General features: G+C 65.5%; 18 protein-coding genes. 14 read left to right on the forward strand and 4 right to left on the reverse strand.

What is annotated here, in order from left to right:
• The first annotated feature begins 130 nt into the window (after positions 1 to 130).
• Together KJP29_RS15865 and KJP29_RS15870 are read left to right on the forward strand one after the other, a co-directional pair.
• Entirely contained in the window at positions 131 to 985 is an 855-nt protein-coding gene (locus tag KJP29_RS15865) for a DUF4394 domain-containing protein (RefSeq protein WP_218464496.1), read from the forward strand.
• A 158-nt stretch (positions 986 to 1,143) separates the two neighbouring features.
• Entirely contained in the window at positions 1,144 to 2,436 is a 1,293-nt protein-coding gene (locus KJP29_RS15870; RefSeq protein ID WP_218464497.1) for a hypothetical protein, read from the forward strand.
• A 74-nt stretch (positions 2,437 to 2,510) separates the two neighbouring features.
• Here the strand turns inward: KJP29_RS15870 and rpsD are convergent, their stop codons facing one another.
• Positions 2,511 to 3,131, reverse strand: a complete 621-nt coding sequence (gene rpsD / locus KJP29_RS15875; RefSeq protein ID WP_218464498.1) for a 30S ribosomal protein S4 — start codon at positions 3,129 to 3,131, stop codon at positions 2,511 to 2,513.
• Between the two features lie 493 nt (positions 3,132 to 3,624).
• On the opposite strand from rpsD, the gene rsgA reads away from it, so the two are divergent.
• Positions 3,625 to 4,701: a ribosome small subunit-dependent GTPase A gene (rsgA, locus tag KJP29_RS15880; protein ID WP_218464499.1), complete on the forward strand. Its 1,077-nt coding sequence runs from the start codon at positions 3,625 to 3,627 to the stop codon at positions 4,699 to 4,701.
• Between the two features lie 219 nt (positions 4,702 to 4,920).
• On the opposite strand, the gene KJP29_RS15885 is transcribed toward rsgA, so the two are convergent.
• Together KJP29_RS15885 and KJP29_RS15890 are read right to left on the reverse strand one after the other, a co-directional pair.
• Entirely contained in the window at positions 4,921 to 5,850 is a 930-nt protein-coding gene (locus tag KJP29_RS15885; protein WP_370630881.1) for a Hint domain-containing protein, read from the reverse strand.
• Between the two features lie 265 nt (positions 5,851 to 6,115).
• Positions 6,116 to 7,078, reverse strand: coding sequence for a lipid A-modifier LpxR family protein (locus KJP29_RS15890; RefSeq protein ID WP_218464501.1), 963 nt, complete (start codon positions 7,076 to 7,078; stop codon positions 6,116 to 6,118).
• Positions 7,079 to 7,238: 160 nt separating this feature from the next.
• Here KJP29_RS15890 and KJP29_RS15895 point away from each other — a divergent pair, with 160 nt between their 5' ends.
• The 8 genes from KJP29_RS15895 (at position 7,239) to KJP29_RS15930 (ending at position 15,163) form a co-directional block, all read left to right on the forward strand.
• The gene (locus KJP29_RS15895; protein WP_218464982.1) at positions 7,239 to 8,147 is read left to right on the forward strand and encodes a LysR family transcriptional regulator; all 909 of its coding nucleotides are present in this window, start codon (positions 7,239 to 7,241) and stop codon (positions 8,145 to 8,147) included.
• 98 nt (positions 8,148 to 8,245) lie between these two features.
• Positions 8,246 to 8,737: a formate dehydrogenase subunit gamma gene (locus KJP29_RS15900; RefSeq protein ID WP_218464502.1), complete on the forward strand. Its 492-nt coding sequence runs from the start codon at positions 8,246 to 8,248 to the stop codon at positions 8,735 to 8,737.
• Positions 8,737 to 10,236, forward strand: coding sequence for an NADH-ubiquinone oxidoreductase-F iron-sulfur binding region domain-containing protein (locus tag KJP29_RS15905; protein WP_218464503.1), 1,500 nt, complete (start codon positions 8,737 to 8,739; stop codon positions 10,234 to 10,236). Before KJP29_RS15900 ends, KJP29_RS15905 begins: the two co-directional genes overlap by 1 nt.
• A gap of 97 nt (positions 10,237 to 10,333) precedes the next feature.
• Positions 10,334 to 10,540: a DUF4287 domain-containing protein gene (locus KJP29_RS15910; RefSeq protein ID WP_218464504.1), complete on the forward strand. Its 207-nt coding sequence runs from the start codon at positions 10,334 to 10,336 to the stop codon at positions 10,538 to 10,540.
• A gap of 4 nt (positions 10,541 to 10,544) precedes the next feature.
• Complete coding sequence (fdhF, locus tag KJP29_RS15915; RefSeq protein ID WP_218464505.1) at positions 10,545 to 13,475, forward strand: formate dehydrogenase subunit alpha; 2,931 nt, start codon at positions 10,545 to 10,547, stop codon at positions 13,473 to 13,475.
• Between the two features lie 3 nt (positions 13,476 to 13,478).
• A complete protein-coding gene (gene fdhD / locus KJP29_RS15920; protein WP_218464506.1) occupies positions 13,479 to 14,300 on the forward strand; it encodes a formate dehydrogenase accessory sulfurtransferase FdhD in 822 nt (273 codons plus the stop codon).
• Positions 14,297 to 14,518, forward strand: a complete 222-nt coding sequence (locus KJP29_RS15925; protein WP_218464507.1) for a formate dehydrogenase subunit delta — start codon at positions 14,297 to 14,299, stop codon at positions 14,516 to 14,518. The genes fdhD and KJP29_RS15925 overlap by 4 nt, the downstream gene beginning before the upstream one ends.
• Positions 14,519 to 14,647: 129 nt before the next feature.
• Positions 14,648 to 15,163 (forward strand): fasciclin domain-containing protein, encoded by a 516-nt coding sequence (locus tag KJP29_RS15930; RefSeq protein ID WP_218464508.1) that lies wholly within the window; start codon positions 14,648 to 14,650, stop codon positions 15,161 to 15,163.
• Between the two features lie 377 nt (positions 15,164 to 15,540).
• Here the strand turns inward: KJP29_RS15930 and KJP29_RS15935 are convergent, their stop codons facing one another.
• Entirely contained in the window at positions 15,541 to 16,401 is an 861-nt protein-coding gene (locus tag KJP29_RS15935) for an asparaginase domain-containing protein (RefSeq protein WP_218464509.1), read from the reverse strand.
• A gap of 101 nt (positions 16,402 to 16,502) precedes the next feature.
• On the opposite strand from KJP29_RS15935, the gene KJP29_RS15940 reads away from it, so the two are divergent.
• The 3 genes from KJP29_RS15940 to KJP29_RS15950 are packed head-to-tail and all read left to right on the forward strand — an operon-like array spanning position 16,503 to position 20,524.
• A complete protein-coding gene (locus KJP29_RS15940) occupies positions 16,503 to 17,588 on the forward strand; it encodes an AI-2E family transporter (RefSeq protein ID WP_218464510.1) in 1,086 nt (361 codons plus the stop codon).
• On the forward strand, positions 17,588 to 18,271 hold the full coding sequence (locus KJP29_RS15945) for a DnaA ATPase domain-containing protein (protein ID WP_218464511.1): 684 nt from the start codon (positions 17,588 to 17,590) through the stop codon (positions 18,269 to 18,271). The genes KJP29_RS15940 and KJP29_RS15945 overlap by 1 nt, the downstream gene beginning before the upstream one ends.
• A gap of 39 nt (positions 18,272 to 18,310) precedes the next feature.
• Positions 18,311 to 20,524 (forward strand): RNA degradosome polyphosphate kinase, encoded by a 2,214-nt coding sequence (locus KJP29_RS15950; RefSeq protein ID WP_218464512.1) that lies wholly within the window; start codon positions 18,311 to 18,313, stop codon positions 20,522 to 20,524.
• Positions 20,525 to 20,563: the final 39 nt, after the last annotated feature.

Raw genomic sequence — 20,563 nt, forward strand, 5'->3', positions numbered from 1 at the left:
GAAACTCTTCGCCAAGAGCGCTCGTTCCTTCGGTCGTCAAAGGCACCATCCAAAGCCAAGTGCCGGGACTGAAAACAGACAGACACACGATAACGGCGTTCAAGCCATTGACCTGAAGAAAGGATTTTCAATGAAGACCCTCACAACAGCTGCTACTCTTGCCCTGACCACCGCGCTCGCCGCGCCGGCCTTGGCCGATGCGCATGCGAACACCATGGGCTACGCCCTCGCCGATGACGGGATGACGCTCGTCACCATGGCGAGCATCGCGGAGCCTGCCGCGGTCCAGACCTACGAGTTGTCCGAAAAACTGCACGCCATCGCCTATCGCCCCGTGACGGGCGAACTTCTGGGCTTCGGCGACGGCAAGATCGTTTCTGTGAACGCCATGACCGGCGAGATCACCGACCTTGGCGCCACCTTCGGCGACAACGCCATGACCGGGGGCGACTATGTGGCCTTCGACTTCAACAACGCCATCGACGCCGTGCGCGCGGTGGGGTCGGACGGGGCGAACCTCGTCTATTTCCCGGAAGGCTTCGGTGACGGCGACGAACGCGCCGGCAGCGTCATGCGCTTCACCGATGCGGCCTATGGCGCGGGCGACGCGAACGAAGGCACGACGCCGATGATCTTCGCCAACGCCTATACCAACGCCATTCCGGGCGCCAAGGCCTCGGAAACTGCGCAATTCGCGCTCGACGCCGAAACCAATGCGCTCGTGACGCTTGCCAACAACGACGGCACGCTGGGCACGGTCGGCCCGATCATGGTGGACGGCGCTGAAGCCGACATCTCGGCTTGGGGTGGCATGGACATCATGTCCGCTTCCGAAGGCGAGAACGCGGCCTATGCCATCCTCCAGATGGAGGGCGCCGACACCGCGGGGCTCTACATGATCGACCTCGAGACAGCGGAAGCCACGATGCTGGCCGATCTCGGGATGGGCGGTTTCACGGGCTTCGCCGCATCGCCCTCGATGTAAGGCCGATTGCGGTCAAAGCGATTTGATGACGACAGGGTCGCCCTTCGGGGCGACCCTATTTCGTTTGGGGGCCAGTCCAGGAGCGACAAGGAAGCCCTTTGGCAAACCGCGACCTCTGCCTATAGTCGGGCCATTGAGAAGGTCCCGAAGGGTCGGCGATGGATTTCATCAAGAAGTATTTCGACCTCGCGCAGACGGTTCTGGTCGACTTCGCCCTGTCGTGGCTCTTCACGCTCTGGATGACGCTCCGCCACCCGATCCTCGGGCCCCAGTTCCTTGCCCGGCGTCAGGCGCTTGGCGACCGCCGCGCGATGCCGCCGCTCCTGTTCTTCTTCACAACCACGCTCTTCTACGTGCTCCTTTTCGGGGCGGCCGTCGAGGACCGGGTGCTTCTGGCGCAGGGGCTGCTCGAAGGGCGCACCGGGGCGCAAGCCAACATCCACCTGACGACGGCACTCCTGCTGTCGGCCCTGATCGTGCTGGCCTTCTGGGCCTACCGGACGCTCCTGCGCGCCCTCGCGGCGCGGCGGATGCGCCGCGCCGGTCTCCGGCGCAAAGGACTGCCCGCCGAGGCACCGCTGCTGGCCGCACGCTACCGCGCCCTGCCCTATGCCACCGTTTTCGCCTTTGTTGGCCTCAATCTCGGCGTTGCGATCTTCTTCTCGACACCCTCGATCTATGACTGGATCGAGCGCACCGGGACGCGCCTGCTCGGCCTTCTGTCCTCGTCCGGCCTCATGGCGGCAGGCCCTTGGGGCGGCGGCGTCGTGCTCGCGACAGTGATCGCCTTTCCGGCTGTGATCCTGGCCTTCTTCGCCTTCCTCGCCCCGCCCTTCTGGCCACTGATGCGCCTGCTCGCGACGCCGACCGCCCTGACCCGCCCCCCGAAGATGCGGGTCTGGCGGCTCCAGATGGCCGGCTGGACCATTCTTGCCGCCGCGGTCTTCATGGGGTTCCTGATGGCGACCTTCTCAGTCGCCAACGGCCTTCACGCGCTTCGCAACGGGCGGGGTGTCATGTTGTCGGGCGTGACCTGCGATATGCGCACCTGGCCCAAGGTGTCCGCCGCCGTGATGCTCCGCAACGAACAAAGGTTTCCGGGCGTGCTCAGCGCCGACGCCTTTTTCCTCTCGCTGGAAGCGGGACGCACCGCGCCGGGCGACATGACGGGGCAAAGCTGGTCGCTCCTGCCCTCGGCGGTCAGCCCGCTGTCCTTGACCGACCAGCCCGCAACGGTCGTGCGCCGGTTCGACACCGCTTATCTGACCTTCGACCCGAATGCCTCTGCCATCGTGGAACTGGCAGCCGAAGTTCCCGGCGATACGCCTCGCCCGGTGATCGGCCCCTCCGACGTGCTGCGCTGCACCGTGCGGATCGACCCTCTCCGGCTCTTCTCGAACGGTCACCCGGACCGGCTCTCCACTTCGAGCTTTTCGGTGATCTTGCCCTGAGAGCTCTTCGATCCGGCCTAACGAAAAGGGCCGCCCCATCGGACGGCCCTTCCAATCTCCCGCGGCAAAGAACCTTAGTTCTGCGCGTAGTATTCGATGACGAGGTTCGGTTCCATCTGAACGGCGTAGGGCACGTCCGATAGACCCGGCGAGCGCACGAAGGTCGCCTTCATCTTGTTGTGGTCGACTTCGAGATAGTCGGGCACGTCACGCTCGGGCAGCTGCGAGGCTTCGAGGACGAGCGCCATCTGCTTGGACTTCTCGCGCACTTCGATCACGTCACCCTCTTTCACACGGTAGGAGGGGATGTTCACGCGCTTGCCGTTCACCAGCACATGGGCGTGGTTCACGAACTGACGGGCGGCGAAGATGGTCGGCACGAATTTCGCGCGGTAGACGACGGCGTCGAGGCGGCGCTCGAGCAGGCCGATGAGGTTCTCACCGGTGTCGCCCTTGAGACGTTCGGCTTCCGCGAAGATGCGGCGGAACTGCTTCTCGGTCAGGTCGCCGTAGTAGCCCTTGAGCTTCTGTTTGGCGCGAAGCTGCAGACCGAAGTCCGACATCTTGCCCTTGCGGCGCTGGCCGTGCTGGCCCGGGCCATATTCGCGGCGGTTGACCGGCGACTTCGGACGGCCCCAGATGTTTTCGCCCATACGGCGGTCGATCTTGTACTTGGCAGACGTGCGTTTGGTCACGGCTGATCTCCTTACTGATTGGCATTTCGACTTGATCCGAAAACCGGTTCCCACTTTTCGGGTCGAAATCGCGTCGCCGCTCGACCGTTCATGTGGACCGGACCCCGACCGGGCCTCGTGCCGTTGTATAAGGGCGTTGTCCTCTCCCCGGACTGATGCCTTGCGGCCCCAGCGATCCGGGTTGACAGGCTGTCCCTCGCGGGAGCCACCAACACCAATGAAAGACGGCCCCGCAGGCGGGACCGATGGCGGGCTTATAGAGGGGTTTTCCCCCGAGTCAACAGCCGCGCTTGCCGGGAGGTGGGATGTTTCTTGCCTTCGCCCCCGCAGGCGGTATCATCCGGGAAGAACGATGGAGCGTCCATGACCTGTTGAGGCCGGGTGGCATTGGCCACCCCCACATGATCTGACCACGCCGCCCGATCCGGCCAAGCTGATCCGGGCGAGGCGGACATGTTTGTGCCTGAAACGATCCTTTCCGAGAGACTTCTCCATGACACGGGACTACTCCGACCTGTTCCCTTCCACGCCTTCCACCACACCCGACGCCCCTCGCGACCGGCTGCGCCAGTTGGGCTGGCAACCCTTCTTCGCAACCCAGACCGACATCGACGAGCTGGCCGCCACGCCGCCCGTGCGGGTGACGGAAGTCCACCGCTCCGGCCTGACGGCGCTCGGGGCCGAACTGACCGTGGACCTGCCGCCGAACGAAGACGTGACCGTGGGCGACTGGCTCCTCTACGACGCGACGCTCCCCTCGCGGTCGCGCCGGCTCGAGCGCAAGAGCCTGATCAAGCGGCGGGCCGCCGGACGGGAAGTGCGCGAACAGCTCATCGCGGCCAATGTGGACACGCTCTTCATCGTCACCTCCTGCAATGCCGACTTCAATGTCCCCCGGCTGGAACGCTACGCCGCCCTGGCTTTCGAGGCCGAGGTCGAGCCGGTGATCCTGATCACCAAGTCCGACCTCGCCCCGGATGTAGCCCGCTACGTGGACGAGGCACAGGCGATCTCGCAGCGGCTGACCGTGCTGGCCGTGAACGCCAAGGCGGCCGAGACCGTCGCGATGCTCGCGCCGTGGGCCAGAACGGGCCAGACCGTGGCCTTCGTCGGGACTTCGGGCGTGGGTAAGTCGACCCTTACGAACCTGCTTGCGGGGACCAATGCGGCGACCTCCGATATTCGCGACGACGATGCGCGCGGGCGCCACACCACGCGGCACCGGCAGCTTCACCTGACCGAGAACGGCCCCGCCGTGCTCGACACGCCCGGGATGCGGGAGTTGCAGCTGACCGATGCCGCGTCCGGCGTCGCCGAGCTTTTCGACGACATCGAGACCCTCGCCACTCGCTGCAAGTTCCGCGATTGCGCCCATGACGGCGAACCGGGCTGCGCGGTGCAGGCCGCGATCGAAGACGGAAGCCTCAGCGCCGCGCGGCTCGACCGCTACAACAAGCTCGCACGCGAGGAGGAACTCAACAGTGCGACCATCGCGGAACGCCGCGAAAAGGCGCGCTCGACGACGAAACTCTACAAACGCATCCAGGGCGCCAAGAAAACCCGACGCTAGACCCCGCGGTCTTTTCCGTCAGGGACCGGCCCGCATGCCGGCATCCCCTTCTCTGGTCCAGAAATATCCCGGAGGGAGGTCTGGAGGGAGGCTGGCCTCCCTCCAGGTCCTACATTCAGACCCGCGCAGCGCCGCCTTGTCGCGGTGCCCATGCCACATCCGGGGCCGAGCGAAGCGAGGCCCCGTGGCGATGCCTGCGCAGCAGGCAGCGCAAAGCCTCTAGATCCGCGCGCCCATGATGGCGGCTTCCGCCTGCGTGAGGAGCCGGCGCGCGGGCATGCCATAGGTGCCGATGCCTGAGCTCAACTCCGGGGCCACCGCGAACAGGCGGTCGCGTTGCGCATCCTCGACGGCGGCAAGCGCTTCGCCTTCGGGCAGGAAGCTCTCGGTCTCGAGGCCGTTGGCGAAGACCACTTCGTGCCGGGGCAGCATCAGGTGAACATAGGTCACCTCGCTCACCCCCACATCGCGCACCACCCGGCGGTCGTCGATCAGGTCACGCGCAGCGACAAGCACCTCATCGGTCCCGAACAGGTCGAGTGCGTGCCGGCCCTTGAGCAGCAGTCGATGCGCGGGCGACACCACGAGCGTGCCGTCCGGGCGATCGACGCCTAGCGCGCCGGGAGCGAGACGCACGGGGCGCAGTTCCGGCATCGCGAAAAGCCGCGCACCAGAGACACGCTTGGCCCCGATCCAGAGGACCTCCTGAAATCCGTTGTCCTTGGTCTGGACCCGATCGCCTTCGCGAATGTCCTCGACCGCCACGTCGCCCTGCTCGCAACGGATGCGCGTGCCGGGCGTGAAGCAGATCACGCCGGTCGGCTGGTCCGTGACACGGTTGACTTCGGCCGCCTCGACCTTGGCCTCGACGACCCAGAGATCGGTTTTGGCAGGCGGCATCCCTTCGCAGAACATCACCAAAGGCGCGCGCCCGTCGCGGTCGATGAGCAGCGCGGGATAGGTCTTGTAGCCATCGGTGACGGTGAACCCCTGTTCGAAGATCGCCGGCGGTTCGCCCGGCGGTGCCACCCCGATGGGCAGCGCCGGGCCAAGGATGCGGCGCACCTTGCGCGCCGCCCGTCCGCGGATGTCTGCCTCTCCCTCGCTCAGCCCCAGCTTCAGAACGCCCTGCGGACCATCGACCCGCACCGCCGTTCCCTGCCAACGCCAACTCGCACCCACACCCAACGACCCCCGAGGCGCATGCGCCAGGCCGTCAACTTCCGTCTGATGCCAAGAGATGACAAACGAGCCTGATATGCCCGTCATCATGCCTGTATGTCTGCCTTTGCTCGTGCCGGCCGGGACGATGCCCGGACCGATCTTTATGGGGGCAGGCTAACATGTGTGAACGAAGCTGTTAAGAATTTTGTCACGGTCTTTCAGGGGCGTGGCAAAGGTGCCTCATCCAAGGTCAGAAGCTGAAGCGCAGCTGAACCGATCCCACGACCTGCCCCTGCGGCTGGGCCGTAAACTCCCGAGACAGATAGGTCGCGCCATAAAAGACCGAGAAACCGCCCCAGTCATACATGACCCCGCCGCGCAGCCGCGCGCGCAAAGGCTCGACCCCATAGGCGGGGGACGGCAGGTAGGTGGAGTAGAACACGCGTGAGACGTCCATGCCGATGAGCCCCGACAATCCCGGCGGGTTTGCGCGTTTGACCGTGCCATAGATCTGTCCGGTCACGGCATCGCGCGCGAAAATCCCGTTCTTGAACCCGTTTCCGATGAGCAGGTCGAACCCGATCTGCGCGTAGCCCTCGAGCCCCGCGTGAACGACGGCATAGTTGCGCACCGTGACCAGATCGCTCACGGGCCAGCGATAGGCGACCTCGCCGTGAAGGAGCGGCATGATCCGGTTGCCGATCTGCGCGCCGAGGACGGCTGGGGACGCCCGGTCGGACCGCAGACGCGCGTGGAGACGGTCCTGAAAGGCGAGCACGCCGGTATTCGGCCCGACTGCCTCGACCCCGAGGCCGAGATCGAACTCCCAGGCCCCGCGCATTACCCGGTTGTGGACCGCGCCCCGCAGAACGCCTGCTGCACGCCGGTCTCCGGCCGCCGGGGCAGCGGTGTTTGCGGGGGTGATGATCTGGTAGCCGCTGCGCAGTTCGAACAACCGCCCGAATTCATAGGGCGGCGATCTGAGCCCCTTGGGACCGAAGAGCAGCGAGAGCGAATTGGAACTGGTCTGCCAGCGGTCCTGACGGTCGCCATAGAAATCGTTGTTGGACAGGGCGCCCCAGCCGACGAAACCCCAGCCGGCGTCCGCCTGAGCACGCGCAGGCAGGGCCACGAGGCCGCCCCCGAGACCCAGAACAATCAGAACCACCAGACGCAAGACGAAGCCCAGCGGACGTTGGAAGGACACAGACATCATATTCTCCCGGCCCCCACCAGGTTCGTTTTGCCTATCGGCATTTCCGATTCGAGCCGAGTCATTTGTGGCGAAATCGTGGCTTTGCCCGATCGCCCCTACCCCGCGCTGCACTTTGGCCTTAGGTTTCAAAGGGAAGCGTCCTTTGAGCCTCCAGACCATGCTCCCCAAGCTCGACATGTTCCTAGCCCTCGCCAAGCACCGTCACTTCGGGCGGGCGGCTGAAAGCCTTGGCATCACGCAGCCCACGCTGTCGGCGGGGATCAAGCAGCTCGAGGCCGAGCTTGGCGTGAAGCTCGTGTCGCGCGGGGCGCGGTTCGGAGGACTCACCCCCGAGGGTCAGCGCGCCCTGGTCTGGGCGCGCCAGATCGTGGGCGACGCGCGGCGTCTGAAAGACGAGATGCGGTTCTCGCGCGAAGGGCTGTCGGGCCATCTCACGCTCGCCACGATCCCCACGGCGCTCACCTGGGCCTCGCGGCTGACGGCGCGTTTCGCCGCCGACCATCCCAACGTGCGCTTCACCGTGCTGTCGCGCGCATCGAGCGAGATCCTCGACATGCTGGAATCGCTCGAAGCCGATGTCGGCCTGTCCTATCTCGACAACGAACCACTGGGGCGCGTAGCGACGGAAGCGCTCTACCGGGAAACCTACGCCCTCGTCTGTCGCGAAGGCAGCCGTTATGCGGACCCGGGCCTTGCCACGACCAAGGGCACAATCAGCTGGGCGCAGGCGGCGGAAGAAGAACTGTGCCTGCTAACCCCCGACATGCAGAACCGGCGCATCATCAACCGGGCCTTTATGGAGGCGGGCGTCTCCCCGCCCGCACGGATGGAATCCAATTCCACCGTGGTGCTCGTCAGCCTCGTGGAACAGGGCGGCTGGGCCACGATCCTGCCCTCCGACATGGCCGAGGCACTCGCTCGCGGACGGCCCTTGGTGGTGCGCCCCATCGACAACCCCTTGCCGGGGCCGAGTGTCGGGCTCGTCGCGCCGCATCAGGAACCCCAGACCCCGGTGATCGCAGCGCTCATGGAGGCGGCGCGCGCACTCGCTGGTCAGGACCGCTGAACAGCTTATTCCGATAGAGAAACCCTATCGCTTGACGGATTTACGATATTGATCTGACGACCAAGTTGATCGAAAATCCGCGCGACTTCGGAGGATACATGCCAGCCCACCTGCCAGCCCAAGCGCCTGCGCCCGCCCCGGACGCGGGCCAGATCGACGCCGTGATCGCCCGCTACACCCATCTCGAAGGCCCGCTCCTGCCCATCTTGCATGGGATGCAGGAGGACTTCGGGTTCGTGCCGCAGGGGGCGATAGATCCCATTGCCAAAGCGCTCAATATCTCGCGCGCGGAGGTGCATGGCGTCATCAGCTTCTACCACGATTTCCGCGACGCCCCTGCCGGTCGTCATGTGGTCAAGATCTGTAGGGCAGAGGCCTGTCAGGCCGCCGGCGGCCGCGACGTGGAAGCTGCGGCCCTCGCCAAGCTCGGCACAGTCTGGCACGGCACCACCGCCAATGGCTCCGTCACAATCGAGCCGGTCTATTGCCTCGGCCTCTGCGCCTCGGGTCCTGCGGCAATGCTGGACGACCGCCTTCACGCGCAACTGGACCCGGGCAAGATCGAATCCCTTCTGGGCGAGGTGATGTGATGAAGATCTATCTGTCACAGGACGCCGTTGCCCGCGCACTGGGAGTCGATGATGTGGCCGCGGAGCTTGCAAAACACGACGTCGAGGTGATCCGCGTCGGCTCGCGCGGGATGGTCTGGCTCGAACCTCTGGCCGAGGTCGAAGTGGACGGCGTGCGCCATGCCTTCGGACCGGTGAGGGCCAGCGATGTCCCAGCACTGCTGGACGGGACGCTTGATGGGCATGGTCCCACGGAAGAGATCCCCTTTTTCGCGCAACAGACCCGGCTGACGTTCCAGCGCTGCGGCGTGATCGACCCGCTCGATCTCGATGCCTACCGGGCGCACGGCGGGCTTGTCGGCCTCGAGCGCGCCTTGGGCATGGAGGGGCTGGGCATCGTCGATGAGGTCAAGGCCTCGGGTCTGCGCGGGCGCGGCGGCGCGGGGTTCCCGACGGGGATCAAGTGGGAGACCGTGGCCAAGGCCAAGGCCGACCGCAAGTATATCGTCTGCAACGCCGACGAGGGCGACTCGGGCACCTTCGCTGACCGAATGATCATGGAAGGCGACCCCTTCTCGCTCATCGAGGGCATGGTGATCGCCGGGATCGGCGTGGGGGCCACGAAGGGTTTCGTCTACACGCGCTCTGAATACCCCGACGCGATCCGGGTCATGAACGCGGCCATCGAGGTGGCGCGGGCGCGCGGCGTGCTGGGCGCGGGGGTCATGGGCCGGGGGCCGGCCTTCGACATGGAGGTGCGCGTGGGCGCAGGCGCCTATGTCTGCGGCGAGGAGACCTCGCTTCTGAACTCGCTCGAAGGCAAGCGCGGGGTGGTGCGGGCGAAACCGCCTCTGCCTGCTTTGGAAGGAGCCTTTGGCAAGCCGACCGTGGTGAACAACGTGATTTCGCTGGCCACCATCCCGGTGATCTTCGAGAAGGGTGCCGCATTCTATTCCGAATTCGGGCTGGGGCGGTCGAAGGGCACCATCCCGCTGCAGATTGCGGGGAATGTGAAATTCGGTGGCCTCTTCGAGACCGCGTTCGGCATGCCCTTGGGTGAAATCGTCAACGTGATCGGTGGCGGCTGTTTCACTGGCAAGCCAGTGAAAGCGGTGCAGGTGGGCGGGCCGCTCGGGGCCTATTTCCCGGTGAGGCAGTTCGATGTGCCCTTTGGCTATGAAGAGTTCGACGGGGCCGGCGGTCTCATCGGGCACGCAGGCATCGTGGTGTTCGACGAGGACGCCGACATGCTTGGCATGGCGCGGTTCGCGATGGAGTTCTGCGCGGTGGAAAGCTGTGGCAAATGCACCCCCTGCCGGATCGGGGCGGTCCGGGGTGTCGAGACGATCGACCGGATCGCGGCGGGCGATCCGGCCGCAGTGCCGCTCCTGACCGACCTGTGCGAGACGATGAAGGACGGCTCTTTGTGTGCCTTGGGTGGCTTCACGCCCTACCCGGTGATGTCGGCGCTCACGCATTTCCCGGACGAGTTCGCGGGTGCGCGCGAGGCGGCGGAATGATCGGTTTCGAATTTTGCTGCGCAAAATCCGACCGAGGGGGGGGCGCTGCCCCCCGCACCCCCCGGGATATTTATGAACCAGAGAAGAGGACCCGGGCATGACCGAGAAGGTGAAGGGTCCGGCGTCCTATTTTCCGTCGATCGAGGCGAAATATGGCCAGCCGATCGACCACTGGCTAGGGCTCGTGGCGGGCAAGACCGACATGAAGCATATGGAAATCGTGAACTGGCTGAAGGCCGAGCACGGGCTGGGGCATGGACATGCCAATGCCATCGTCGCCCATCAGCTTGCGAAGAAAGGGTGAGACCATGAAGGACTTCATCATTCCCTCGAAAGAGAGCCTGAACGATGTGGACATGGGCACGCCCAGAAAACAGGGCGCGCCGGTTACGCTGACCATCGACGGTGCGGCGATCACCGTCCCGGAGGGCACGAGCGTCATGCGCGCGGCCTACGAGGCCGGTATCACCGTGCCGAAGCTCTGCGCCACGGACAGTGTCGAGGCCTTCGGGTCCTGCCGGCTTTGCGTGGTCGAGATCGAGGGGCGGCGCGGCACACCCGCCTCCTGCACGACGCCGGTGGCCGAGGGCATGGTGGTGCACACCCAGTCCTCCAAGGTCCGCAAGATCCGCAAGGGGGTGATGGAACTCTACATCTCCGACCACCCGCTCGATTGCCTGACCTGTTCGGCCAATGGCGATTGCGAGTTGCAGGACATGGCCGGGGCCGTGGGCCTGCGCGATGTGCGCTACGAGTACGGCGACAACCACTTCGACCCGACGGGCGACGGGGCGTTGTCGCTGGCGGATGCGCGGCGGCGGTCAGGCGACGTGCCGGGCAACTTCCGCTATTTGCCCAAGGACGAGAGCAATCCCTATTTCACCTACGATCCGTCGAAATGCATCGTCTGTTCGCGCTGTGTGCGGGCCTGTGAAGAGGTGCAGGGCACTTTCGCGCTGACCATTCAGGGGCGGGGGTTCGACAGCCGGGTCTCGGCGGGAACCCTCGCTGACGATTTCCTCGCATCGGACTGCGTGTCCTGCGGCGCCTGCGTGCAGGCCTGTCCGACCGCGACTTTGCAGGAGAAGTCCGTAGCCGAGCTTGGCACGCCGACGCGGTCGGTGATCACGACCTGCGCCTATTGCGGGGTGGGCTGTTCGTTCAAGGCGGAACTCAATGGCGACCAGCTGGTGCGCATGACGCCGTGGAAGAACGGCAAGGCGAACCGGGGGCATAGCTGCGTGAAGGGCCGCTTCGCCTATGGCTACGCGAGCCACCAGGACCGCATTCTGAGCCCGATGATCCGCGACACCATCGACGAGCCCTGGCGCGAAGTGTCCTGGGACGAGGCGCTCGGGTTTGCGGCCAACCGTCTGAAGGGCATTCAGGAAAAACATGGGCGGCGGTCCATCGGGGTCATCACGTCGAGCCGTTGCACGAACGAGGAGACCTATCTCGTCCAGAAGCTCGCCCGTGGCGTGTTCATGAACAACAACACCGACACCTGTGCGCGGGTGTGCCATTCGCCCACCGGCTATGGTCTGGGACAGACCTTTGGCACCAGCGCGGGGACGCAAGATTTCGACTCGGTCGAGCAGACGGATGTGGTCATCGTGATCGGGGCGAACCCGACCGACGGGCACCCGGTCTTCGCCTCGCGGCTGAAGAAGCGGCTGCGTCAGGGTGCGAAGCTCATCGTCATCGACCCGCGTCGGATCGACCTCGTGAAGTCGCCGCATATCAAGGCGGCGCATCATCTCGCGCTCAAGCCCGGCACCAACGTCGCCGTGGTCACGGCGCTGGCCCATGTCATCGTGACCGAGGGGTTGGCGGACGAGGCCTATATCCGCGAGCGGTGTGATTGGAACGAGTTCCTCGAATATGCCGAGTTCGTGCGCGCCCCGCGTCATTCGCCGGAAGCGACCGAGATGCTGACGGGCGTGCCCGCCGAAGAACTGCGCAAGGCCGCGCGGACCTTTGCCCGGGGCGGCAATGGCGCGATCTATTATGGGCTGGGCGTGACCGAGCATTCGCAGGGGTCCACGACCGTGATGGGCATCGCGAACCTCGCCATGCTCACCGGCAACGTGGGCCGTCCGGGCGTGGGGGTGAACCCGCTTCGGGGGCAGAACAACGTGCAGGGGTCCTGCGACATGGGGTCCTTCCCGCATGAATTGCCGGGCTATCGGCACGTCAAGAACCCCGAGGTACGCGAAATTTTCGAGAGCCTCTGGGGCGTGGCCATCGACCCGGAACCGGGGCTGCGTATCCCGAACATGCTGGACGCAGCCGTGGAGGGCACCTTCAAGGGGCTTTACTGTCAGGGCGAGGACATTCTTCAGTCCGATCCGGACACGAAACACGTCATGGCGGGGCTGGCCGCGATGGACTGCGTCATCGTGCATGACCTGTTCCTCAATGAGACGGCGAACTACGCCCATGTGTTCCTGCCGGGGTCGTCGTTCCTCGAAAAGGACGGGACCTTCACCAACGCCGAGCGGCGCATCAACATGGTGCGCAAGGTGATGGCGCCGAAAGCGACTTTTGCCGACTGGGAAGTGACCCAGATGCTGGCCCAAGCGATGGGCGCGGACTGGAATTACACCCATCCGCGCGAGATCATGGCGGAGATCGCAGCGACCACGCCGTCTTTCGCGGGCGTGACCTATGAGAAGATCGACGCCATGGGGTCGGTGCAATGGCCGTGCAACGAGGACGCGCCGGAAGGCACGCCCCTCATGCACGTCGATGGCTTCGTGCGCGGCAAGGGGCGGCTCATGATCACGGAATACGTGGCAACGGAGGAAAAGACCGGGCCGCGTTTCCCGCTGCTCCTGACCACCGGACGGATCCTCAGCCAGTATAACGTGGGCGCGCAGACGCGGCGCACGGCCAACAGCACCTGGCATGAAGAGGACCTTCTGGAAATCCATCCCCACGATGCCGAGGTGCGCGGCGTGAAGAACGGCGACTTCGTCAAGCTCGCCTCGCGGTCGGGTGAGACGACGCTGCGCGCGACGCTCACCGACCGGGTGTCGCCGGGCGTGGTCTATACCACCTTTCACCACCCGGACACGCAGGCGAACGTCATCACCACGGACTTCTCGGACTGGGCGACGAACTGTCCGGAATACAAGGTGACGGCGGTGCAGGTCAGCCCGTCGAACGGGCCGACCGACTGGCAGGAGCGCTACAACGCCCAGGCCGAGGCATCGCGGCGCATCCTTGCGGCGGAATAGCCGGTGCGCGGGATCACGACGAAACCCGGGCTGACGGTCGGGCGCGAGGGCGCCCGGCAGATCACCCGTGCCCTGCCCGACGAGGTGCCGGTGGCGGTGAGTTTCGACGGGACCACGCTGGCCGTCATGATGGCGACCCCCACGGATATCGAGGACTTCGCGCGTGGCTTTGCCCTGACCGAAGGCATCGTGACCGGACCGGAGGATGTCGAAGACTTCGAGGTGGTCGAGCACGACAGCGGGATCGAGGCGCGGTTCTGGCTGCGCGGTGACCGGTCCGAGGTTCTGAAGGCCCGGCAGCGTGCACTGATGGGGCCGGTGGGCTGTGGCCTCTGCGGGATCGACTCGCTCGAGGGGGCCCTGCCCGACCTGCCGGCCGTCACAAGCGGTCTGCGCCTCAACTGGGAAGAGATCGCGGCGGCGACCGAGGCCCTGCGAGGACATCAGCCACTCCACGACAGGACGCGCGCAGTCCATGCTGCCGGATTCCTGGTGCCGGGACGGGGGATCCTTCTCGCCCGCGAGGATGTGGGCCGGCACAACGCGCTCGACAAGTTGATCGGCGCCATGCTGCGGGCGGACATCGACGCGGGCACCGGCGCCGTGGTTCTGACCAGCCGCGTCTCGGTGGAAATGGTGCAGAAGACCGCGCGGGCCGGATCGCCCGTGATCATCGCCGCTTCCGCCCCGACGACGCGGGCGCTCGAACTGGCACAGGGCGCGGGGATCACCGTGGCCGCCTTCGTGCGAGGCGAAGGTTTCGACGTCTACGCGCACCCTGAACGGATCGACATGGGAGGGGCGGAGATCGCCCAGAACAGATGAAGACAGAAAAGATGGTCACCATGGCGAACCAGATCGCCACCTTCTTCGCCAGCCAGCCCGGCGACCGGGCGGGCTTGATCGCCGCGCATATCAACGACTTCTGGGAACCCAGGATGCGCCGTCAGTTGTTCGACCATGTCGCGGCGGGCGGCGCGGGGCTTGATGCGCTCGTTCTGGATGCGATGGAGCAGGTTCACGAACCCGCGGACAGCGCCTGAAATTCAAGTGAGAGATGGTTATCCGATCACCTGACTTCACGTCGCGGTGAACGGGGTCATCCATCCGGAAAGGGTCGCCGTAGTCCTCCTGTCACGACAGACAATCAGACAGACAACCTGGAGGAAACCATGAAGACCCTGACCAAACTCGCTGTTGCGGGAACCATCTCTGCGAGCCTTTTCGCGACGGCCGCCAGTGCCGAGACCATTGCCGAAATCGCTGCGGGGAACGAGGACTTCTCGACCCTGATGGCCGCCGTCGAGGCCGCCGGACTGGGCGAGACGCTGGCGGGCGAAGGGCCGTTCACCGTCTTCGCACCGACCAATGCGGCCTTCGAGGCGCTGCCTGAAGGCACTGTCGAGAGCCTGCTCGCCCCCGACATGAAAGAAGACCTGACCAACATCCTGCTCTACCACGTCGTCGGGGCCAATGTGCCCTCGGGCGACATCGCCGAAGGCACTGCCGCGGTCGAGACCGTGGCCGGACCCGCAGTCTGTGTCACCAAGGGCGCCGACGGGGTGAGCCTGACCGATGGCGCCGGCAACACGGCGATGGTCGTGACCGCCGACATCGCAGCCGACAACGGCGTGATCCATGTCATCGACACGGTGATCATGCCGGGCGAAAGCGGCGCGAGCTGCTGAGCGGAAACGGGCGAACGTCGCGCAGGGTCGGGAAAGTTTTTTCGGACCAGATGGAACCGAACCGGCCTTCCGCGCGTCTCATAATCGTCCCATGACTGTCCCGGCCGGGGTTTCCCTACCCTCCCCGGCCATGACCCGGAGCTTCCCGGCTCCGGGTCTTTCTTCGTGCACTTCCTTGCTCACCTGCATCCCCGAAAATGCCTCTCGCCTAGGCACGCAAAAATTTCTGCGCGCCGAGGGAACCGGATGCGCTCGCCGTGCGTAGTTCAAATGTCCCATGACTGTCCCGGCCGGGGTTCCCCTACCCTCCCCGGCCACCAGACCCGAAGCCTGTCCCGGCTTCGGGTCTTTTCATGTGGCCGGCATGGGTCCCGGGATCAGCCCGGCGTATCCAGCCAAAGCCGCACGAAGGCCGCCGCGGGCGTTTCGCGGCCGCCATTCTCGACCCCGGCATCCCAGAGCGGCGCTCCGGCAGCATAGCTTCCGGGAACGAGCCCGCCCGCCTCGCATTGGCTGACCGCGCGGAGGCGAAGGCCACGGGCCGTGGCCTCGGACAGGGCGGCCAGAAGGTCAGGGTCATGCATGACCGTGCCCGCACCAAACACGCGCAGCACGGCAGCATCGAGCGTGCCAAGGGCCGCGCGCACCATCGCCGCCGGAAGACCGGGGGTCAGGGCGAGTACGGCCACGCGCCGGTCGGGATCGAAGCGGCGGCGTGAGGGCACGGGAAGCGGATCTTGCGGCACGGCGCGGAAGGCATCGTCCCCAACGGTGTCATGCTTGACGAGGGCCCCGGCATCGAGGATGCGGCGTGCGAAGGCGCAATTCACCCCGGTCCAGTTCGGATCGAGCAACGTGACCACGGCAAGGTTCAGGTTCGCCCTCGCGCCCTCACCCGCCCCAAGTGGCGCCATCGCCCCGCACAGCATGACGCGCGCCCCGGTCCCGGCCAGCGTCTGCGACAGCGCCGCGCCGGTGTAGCTCATCGTGTCGGTGCCATGAGTTACGAGAACAGAGTGATCGGGATGGGCCGCGATCAGGTCAAGCATGGCGTTCCAATGCCCGGGTCCGACATCGGCACTGTCCAGAAGCGGATCGAAGACATGGATGGCAAGTGTCACATGCTCGGGGAGCATCGCCGCGACGGCGGCCTCCACCCGCCCGGCCTCGGGCACCAGACCCTTCGGCCCGGGAACCATGCCGATTGTGCCACCTGTGTGGATGAGGAGAAACTTCATGTGATCGGTATGCGGCGAGTTCCCGCGCCGTTCAACCTTGATCCCCCGCCCGCCTTCCGCCAAGACTGCACCGAAGCCAATGCCCCGGTGAAGGACCCGCCATGACCCTGTCCGTCAGCACGCAAGCGAAATACTGGGGGATCGCCGCCCTCGTATTCTTTGCTCTGCTCTATCTCCTTGGCGACGTGATCCTGCCTTTCCTGCTCGGGGGCGCCATCGCCTATTTCCTCGATCCGATCGCGGACAAGCTCGAAGCCATCGGGTTCAGGCGGATCTGGGCGACCGTGACCATCACGATAATCGGGCTCCTCGTGTTCACCCTGATGATCCTGCTCATCGTGCCGACGCTGGTGCAGCAGACCACCGAGCTTTTCGACGCGGTTCCACAGATCGCCACGAGCCTGCGCGAATGGCTCGTGGCCCAGTTCCCCGACGTGGTGAACGAGGAAAGCGTGCTCCGGCAGTCGCTCGATGGTGTCGCCGCGACCATTCAGGAACGGGGTGGCGAGCTTCTCAACGCGATCCTCACCTCGGCGCAGAGCGTAATCTCCGTCGTCGTCTTACTGGTCGTCGTTCCCGTGGTGACCTTCTATCTCCTGTGGGACTGGGACCGGATGGTGGCCGCCATCGACGATCTTCTGCCCCGCGATCACGCACCCACCATCCGCTATCTGGCGAGCGAGGTGGACAAGACGCTGGCGAGCTTCATCCGGGGACAGGGCACGGTCTGCCTGATCCTGGGCACCTTCTACGCCGTCGCGCTCATGATTGCGGGACTGTCCTTCGGCCTGATCGTGGGCGCCATCGCGGGGGCCCTGACCTTCATTCCCTATATCGGAGCGCTGGTGGGCGGGGCGCTCGCCATCGGGCTCGCCTTCTTCCAGTTCTGGGGGGAATGGTGGCACATCGCCATCGTCGCGGGCATCTTCGTGATCGGCCAGTTCCTCGAAGGCAACTTCCTCACCCCGAACCTCGTGGGCTCCTCGGTCGGGCTGCATCCGGTCTGGCTCATCTTCGCCCTGTCAGCCTTCGGCACGCTCTTCGGCTTCGTCGGGATGCTGGTCGCGGTGCCGGTCGCAGCGGCCCTTGGCGTGGTGCTGCGGTATTTCATCGGGCGCTACAAGGAGGGGCGGCTCTACAAGGGCCTGTCCGAGGGTGCGCTCCTGCCGGAAGACACGGTCGAGTAATGCCCAGGCAACTGGCGTTCGACCTGCCCGTGCGCACCTCGCGGGAGCGCGGGGACTTCTTCATTGCCGAGAGCAACGCCGTGGCGCTGGCCGCGATCGAGCGCTGGCGCGACTGGCCGGGCAAGAAGCTCGTGCTGACCGGGCCAGAAGGATCGGGCAAATCGCATCTGGTGGAAGTCTGGGCGAGCCTGTCGGGGGCCGACGTCATCTCGGCCCGGCGCCTGACCGAGGCTGCGGTCGACACGCTGGCCGGACACAACGTGGCGGTCGAGGACGCGGACCGGATCGCGGGCGACACCGAGGCCGAGACGACGCTCTTTCACCTTCACAACCTCGTCCTTGCCGAAGGGGGCGCGCTCCTCGTCACCTCGCGGCTCGCGCCAAGCCGCTGGGGGCTCGAGTTGCCCGACCTCGCGAGCCGGATGGAGGGCACGCCCTCGGTCGCGCTGGACACGCCCGACGAGGCCCTGATGAGCGCGGTTCTCGTCAAGCTCTTCGACGACCGGCAGATTGCCGTCACCCCGCCGCTCGTCGCCTATCTCGCACCACGCCTGCCCCGGTCGCTCGCTTCCGCGCAGGATTTCGTCGCGCGTCTGGACCAGGAGGCGCTGGCCGCAGGCAAACCCGTGGGCCGGCGGCTTGCCGCGCGATTGCTGGACAAAACGGGTGACGGGCAGGCATAACGTCATGGAACGGTTACGTTCATGCCGGATACACCGCCCATGCCAGACGACAGCACGAACATCCCCGACCACGCCCCGACGCTGAACCCGGATTTCCTCGAGACCGCGTTCCCGACGCCCGTGACCCTGCCGCCCGAGGCCTATGAAGGCTCGAAGAGGTTCTTCAACCGGGAGCTGTCGTGGCTCGGCTTCAACTGGCGCGTGCTGGAAGAAGCCGCGAACCTGCGGGTGCCGCTGCTCGAACGGCTCAGGTTCCTGTCGATTTCGGCCACGAACCTTGACGAGTTTTATACCGTGCGCGTCGCCGGCCTGCGCGAGCTGGCCAAGGCGGGCAACACGACCCCGGGTGCCGACGGGCTCTCGCCCGCCGAACAGCTCGTGCTGATCAACGCCGATGCCCGCAAGCTCATGACGCAGCAACAGGAAACCTTCGATGCACTGACCCGCGAAATGTCGGATCAGGGCATCGTCATCTGCACGCGCGGCAAGCTGACCAAGGCGGACCACACCTATCTTGAAGGCGTTTTCCTCAACCGGGTCTTCCCGGTGCTTTCACCTTTGGCCATCGACCCGGCCCACCCCTTCCCCTTCATTCCCAACACCGGCTTCTCGCTCGCCCTGCAACTCGAGCGGGTGTCGGACAAGCGCAAGCTTCAGGCGCTTCTGCCGATCCCGCATCAGATCGACCGTTTCGTGCGCCTGCCCGAACGCAACGGCGCCGCACGGTTCCTGCCGCTCGAAGAGCTGCTCCTGCTCAACATCGGTTCGCTCTTTCCGGGCTATGCCGTGGCCGGCCACTGCGCCTTCCGCGTGCTGCGCGACAGCGATCTCGAGGTCGAGGACGAGGCCGAAGACCTTGTGCGCGAGTTCGAGACCGCGCTGAAACGCCGGCGCCGGGGCGAAGTCGTGCGCATGAAGATCTCGGCCAAGGCACCCGAGGCGCTGCAGGCGCTGATCAAGCGGGAACTGCATGTCTCCGACGACGAGGTGGTCGAGGTCGACGGGCTGATCGGCATGTCGGACCTGTCGGAACTGGTGCTAGATGAACGTCCCGACCTGCTCTGGCCCACCTTCAATCCCCGCGTCCCCGAGCGGGTGCGCGACCACGAAGGCGATATCTTTGCCGCGATCCGGCAAAAGGACATGCTGCTTCATCACCCCTACGAGACCTTCGACATGGTGGTGAAGTTCCTGGAACAGGCCGCGCTCGATCCCGACGTCGTCGCGATCAAGCAGACGCTATATCGAACGTCGCGCAACTCGCCCATCGTGGGGGCGCTGTGCGAGGCCGCCGAGGCGGGCAAGTCCGTTACCGCGCTCGTGGAACTGAAGGCCCGCTTCGACGAGGCCGCGAACATCCGCCAGTCCCGCAGGCTCGAACGCGCGGGGGCGCATGTGGTCTATGGCTTCATGAACTACAAGACCCACGCCAAGATCTCGACCGTGGTGCGGCGCGAGGGCGACGATCTTGTCACCTACACGCATTTTGGCACGGGCAACTACCACCCGATCACCGCGCGGATCTACACGGACGTGTCGCTCTTCACCTGCGACTCGGCCTTGGGGCGCGATGCGACGCGGGTCTTCAACTATCTCTCCGGCTACGCACAGCCCGAGGGGCTTGAAAAACTGGCGATTTCGCCTCTGACACTGAAGTCCACCCTACTCGACATGATCGCCGCCGAAGGCGCCCATGCCGAGGCGGGCCGGCCCGCGGAAATCTGGGCCAAGATGAACAGCCTCATCGAGGAGGACGTGATCGATGCGCTCTATGCAGCCAGCCAGCGCGGCGTGAAGATCACCCTTGTCGTGCGGGGCATCTGCGGGCTCAGGCCCGGGATCGTCGGCCTGTCGGAAAACATCCGGGTGAAGTCCATCGTAGGCCGTTTCCTTGAGCATTCGCGCATCGTCTGTTTCGGGAACGGGCATGGCCTGCCGTCCAAGAAATGCCGGGTCTTCATGTCCTCAGCCGACTGGATGGGCCGCAATCTCAATCGCCGGGTGGAAACACTGGTCGAGACGACGAACCCCACGGTGAAGGCCCAGATCGTGTCGCAGATCATGGCCGCGAACCTGCACGATCAGGCGCAAAGCTGGGTCATGCAGCCGGACGGGTCGTTCCTGCGCCCTGACGTGGCAGCGATGGAGAACCCTTTCTCCTGCCACCGGTTCTTCATGGAATATCCCTCGCTCTCGGGACGCGGCAGCGCCGGGGCCTCGGACGTGCCGGAGCTTGCCCACAGCCACGACTGACGCGGCGCCCTGAACATTACGTCCTTGTCCGCGTTGGGC

Origin of the sequence: Maritimibacter sp. DP1N21-5 (assembly GCF_019218295.1) — a bacterium.
Classification (GTDB): domain Bacteria; phylum Pseudomonadota; class Alphaproteobacteria; order Rhodobacterales; family Rhodobacteraceae; genus Maritimibacter.

Bases quoted from the DNA above. Each gene is read 5' to 3' on its own strand.
- KJP29_RS15890 (WP_218464501.1), bottom strand. From the start codon at position 7,078: ATGTCTGTGTCCTTCCAACGTCCGCTGGGCTTCGTCTTGCGTCTGGTG.
- KJP29_RS15935 (WP_218464509.1), bottom strand. From the start codon at position 16,401: ATGAAGTTTCTCCTCATCCACACAGGTGGCACAATCGGCATGGTTCCC.
- KJP29_RS15910 (WP_218464504.1), top strand. From the start codon at position 10,334: ATGACCGAGAAGGTGAAGGGTCCGGCGTCCTATTTTCCGTCGATCGAG.
- KJP29_RS15905 (WP_218464503.1), top strand. From the start codon at position 8,737: ATGAAGATCTATCTGTCACAGGACGCCGTTGCCCGCGCACTGGGAGTC.
- KJP29_RS15870 (WP_218464497.1), top strand. From the start codon at position 1,144: ATGGATTTCATCAAGAAGTATTTCGACCTCGCGCAGACGGTTCTGGTC.
- fdhF (WP_218464505.1), top strand. From the start codon at position 10,545: ATGAAGGACTTCATCATTCCCTCGAAAGAGAGCCTGAACGATGTGGAC.
- KJP29_RS15945 (WP_218464511.1), top strand. From the start codon at position 17,588: ATGCCCAGGCAACTGGCGTTCGACCTGCCCGTGCGCACCTCGCGGGAG.
- KJP29_RS15900 (WP_218464502.1), top strand. From the start codon at position 8,246: ATGCCAGCCCACCTGCCAGCCCAAGCGCCTGCGCCCGCCCCGGACGCG.
- KJP29_RS15865 (WP_218464496.1), top strand. From the start codon at position 131: ATGAAGACCCTCACAACAGCTGCTACTCTTGCCCTGACCACCGCGCTC.
- KJP29_RS15950 (WP_218464512.1), top strand. From the start codon at position 18,311: ATGCCAGACGACAGCACGAACATCCCCGACCACGCCCCGACGCTGAAC.
- rsgA (WP_218464499.1), top strand. From the start codon at position 3,625: ATGACACGGGACTACTCCGACCTGTTCCCTTCCACGCCTTCCACCACA.
- KJP29_RS15940 (WP_218464510.1), top strand. From the start codon at position 16,503: ATGACCCTGTCCGTCAGCACGCAAGCGAAATACTGGGGGATCGCCGCC.
- KJP29_RS15930 (WP_218464508.1), top strand. From the start codon at position 14,648: ATGAAGACCCTGACCAAACTCGCTGTTGCGGGAACCATCTCTGCGAGC.
- KJP29_RS15895 (WP_218464982.1), top strand. From the start codon at position 7,239: ATGCTCCCCAAGCTCGACATGTTCCTAGCCCTCGCCAAGCACCGTCAC.
- KJP29_RS15925 (WP_218464507.1), top strand. From the start codon at position 14,297: ATGAAGACAGAAAAGATGGTCACCATGGCGAACCAGATCGCCACCTTC.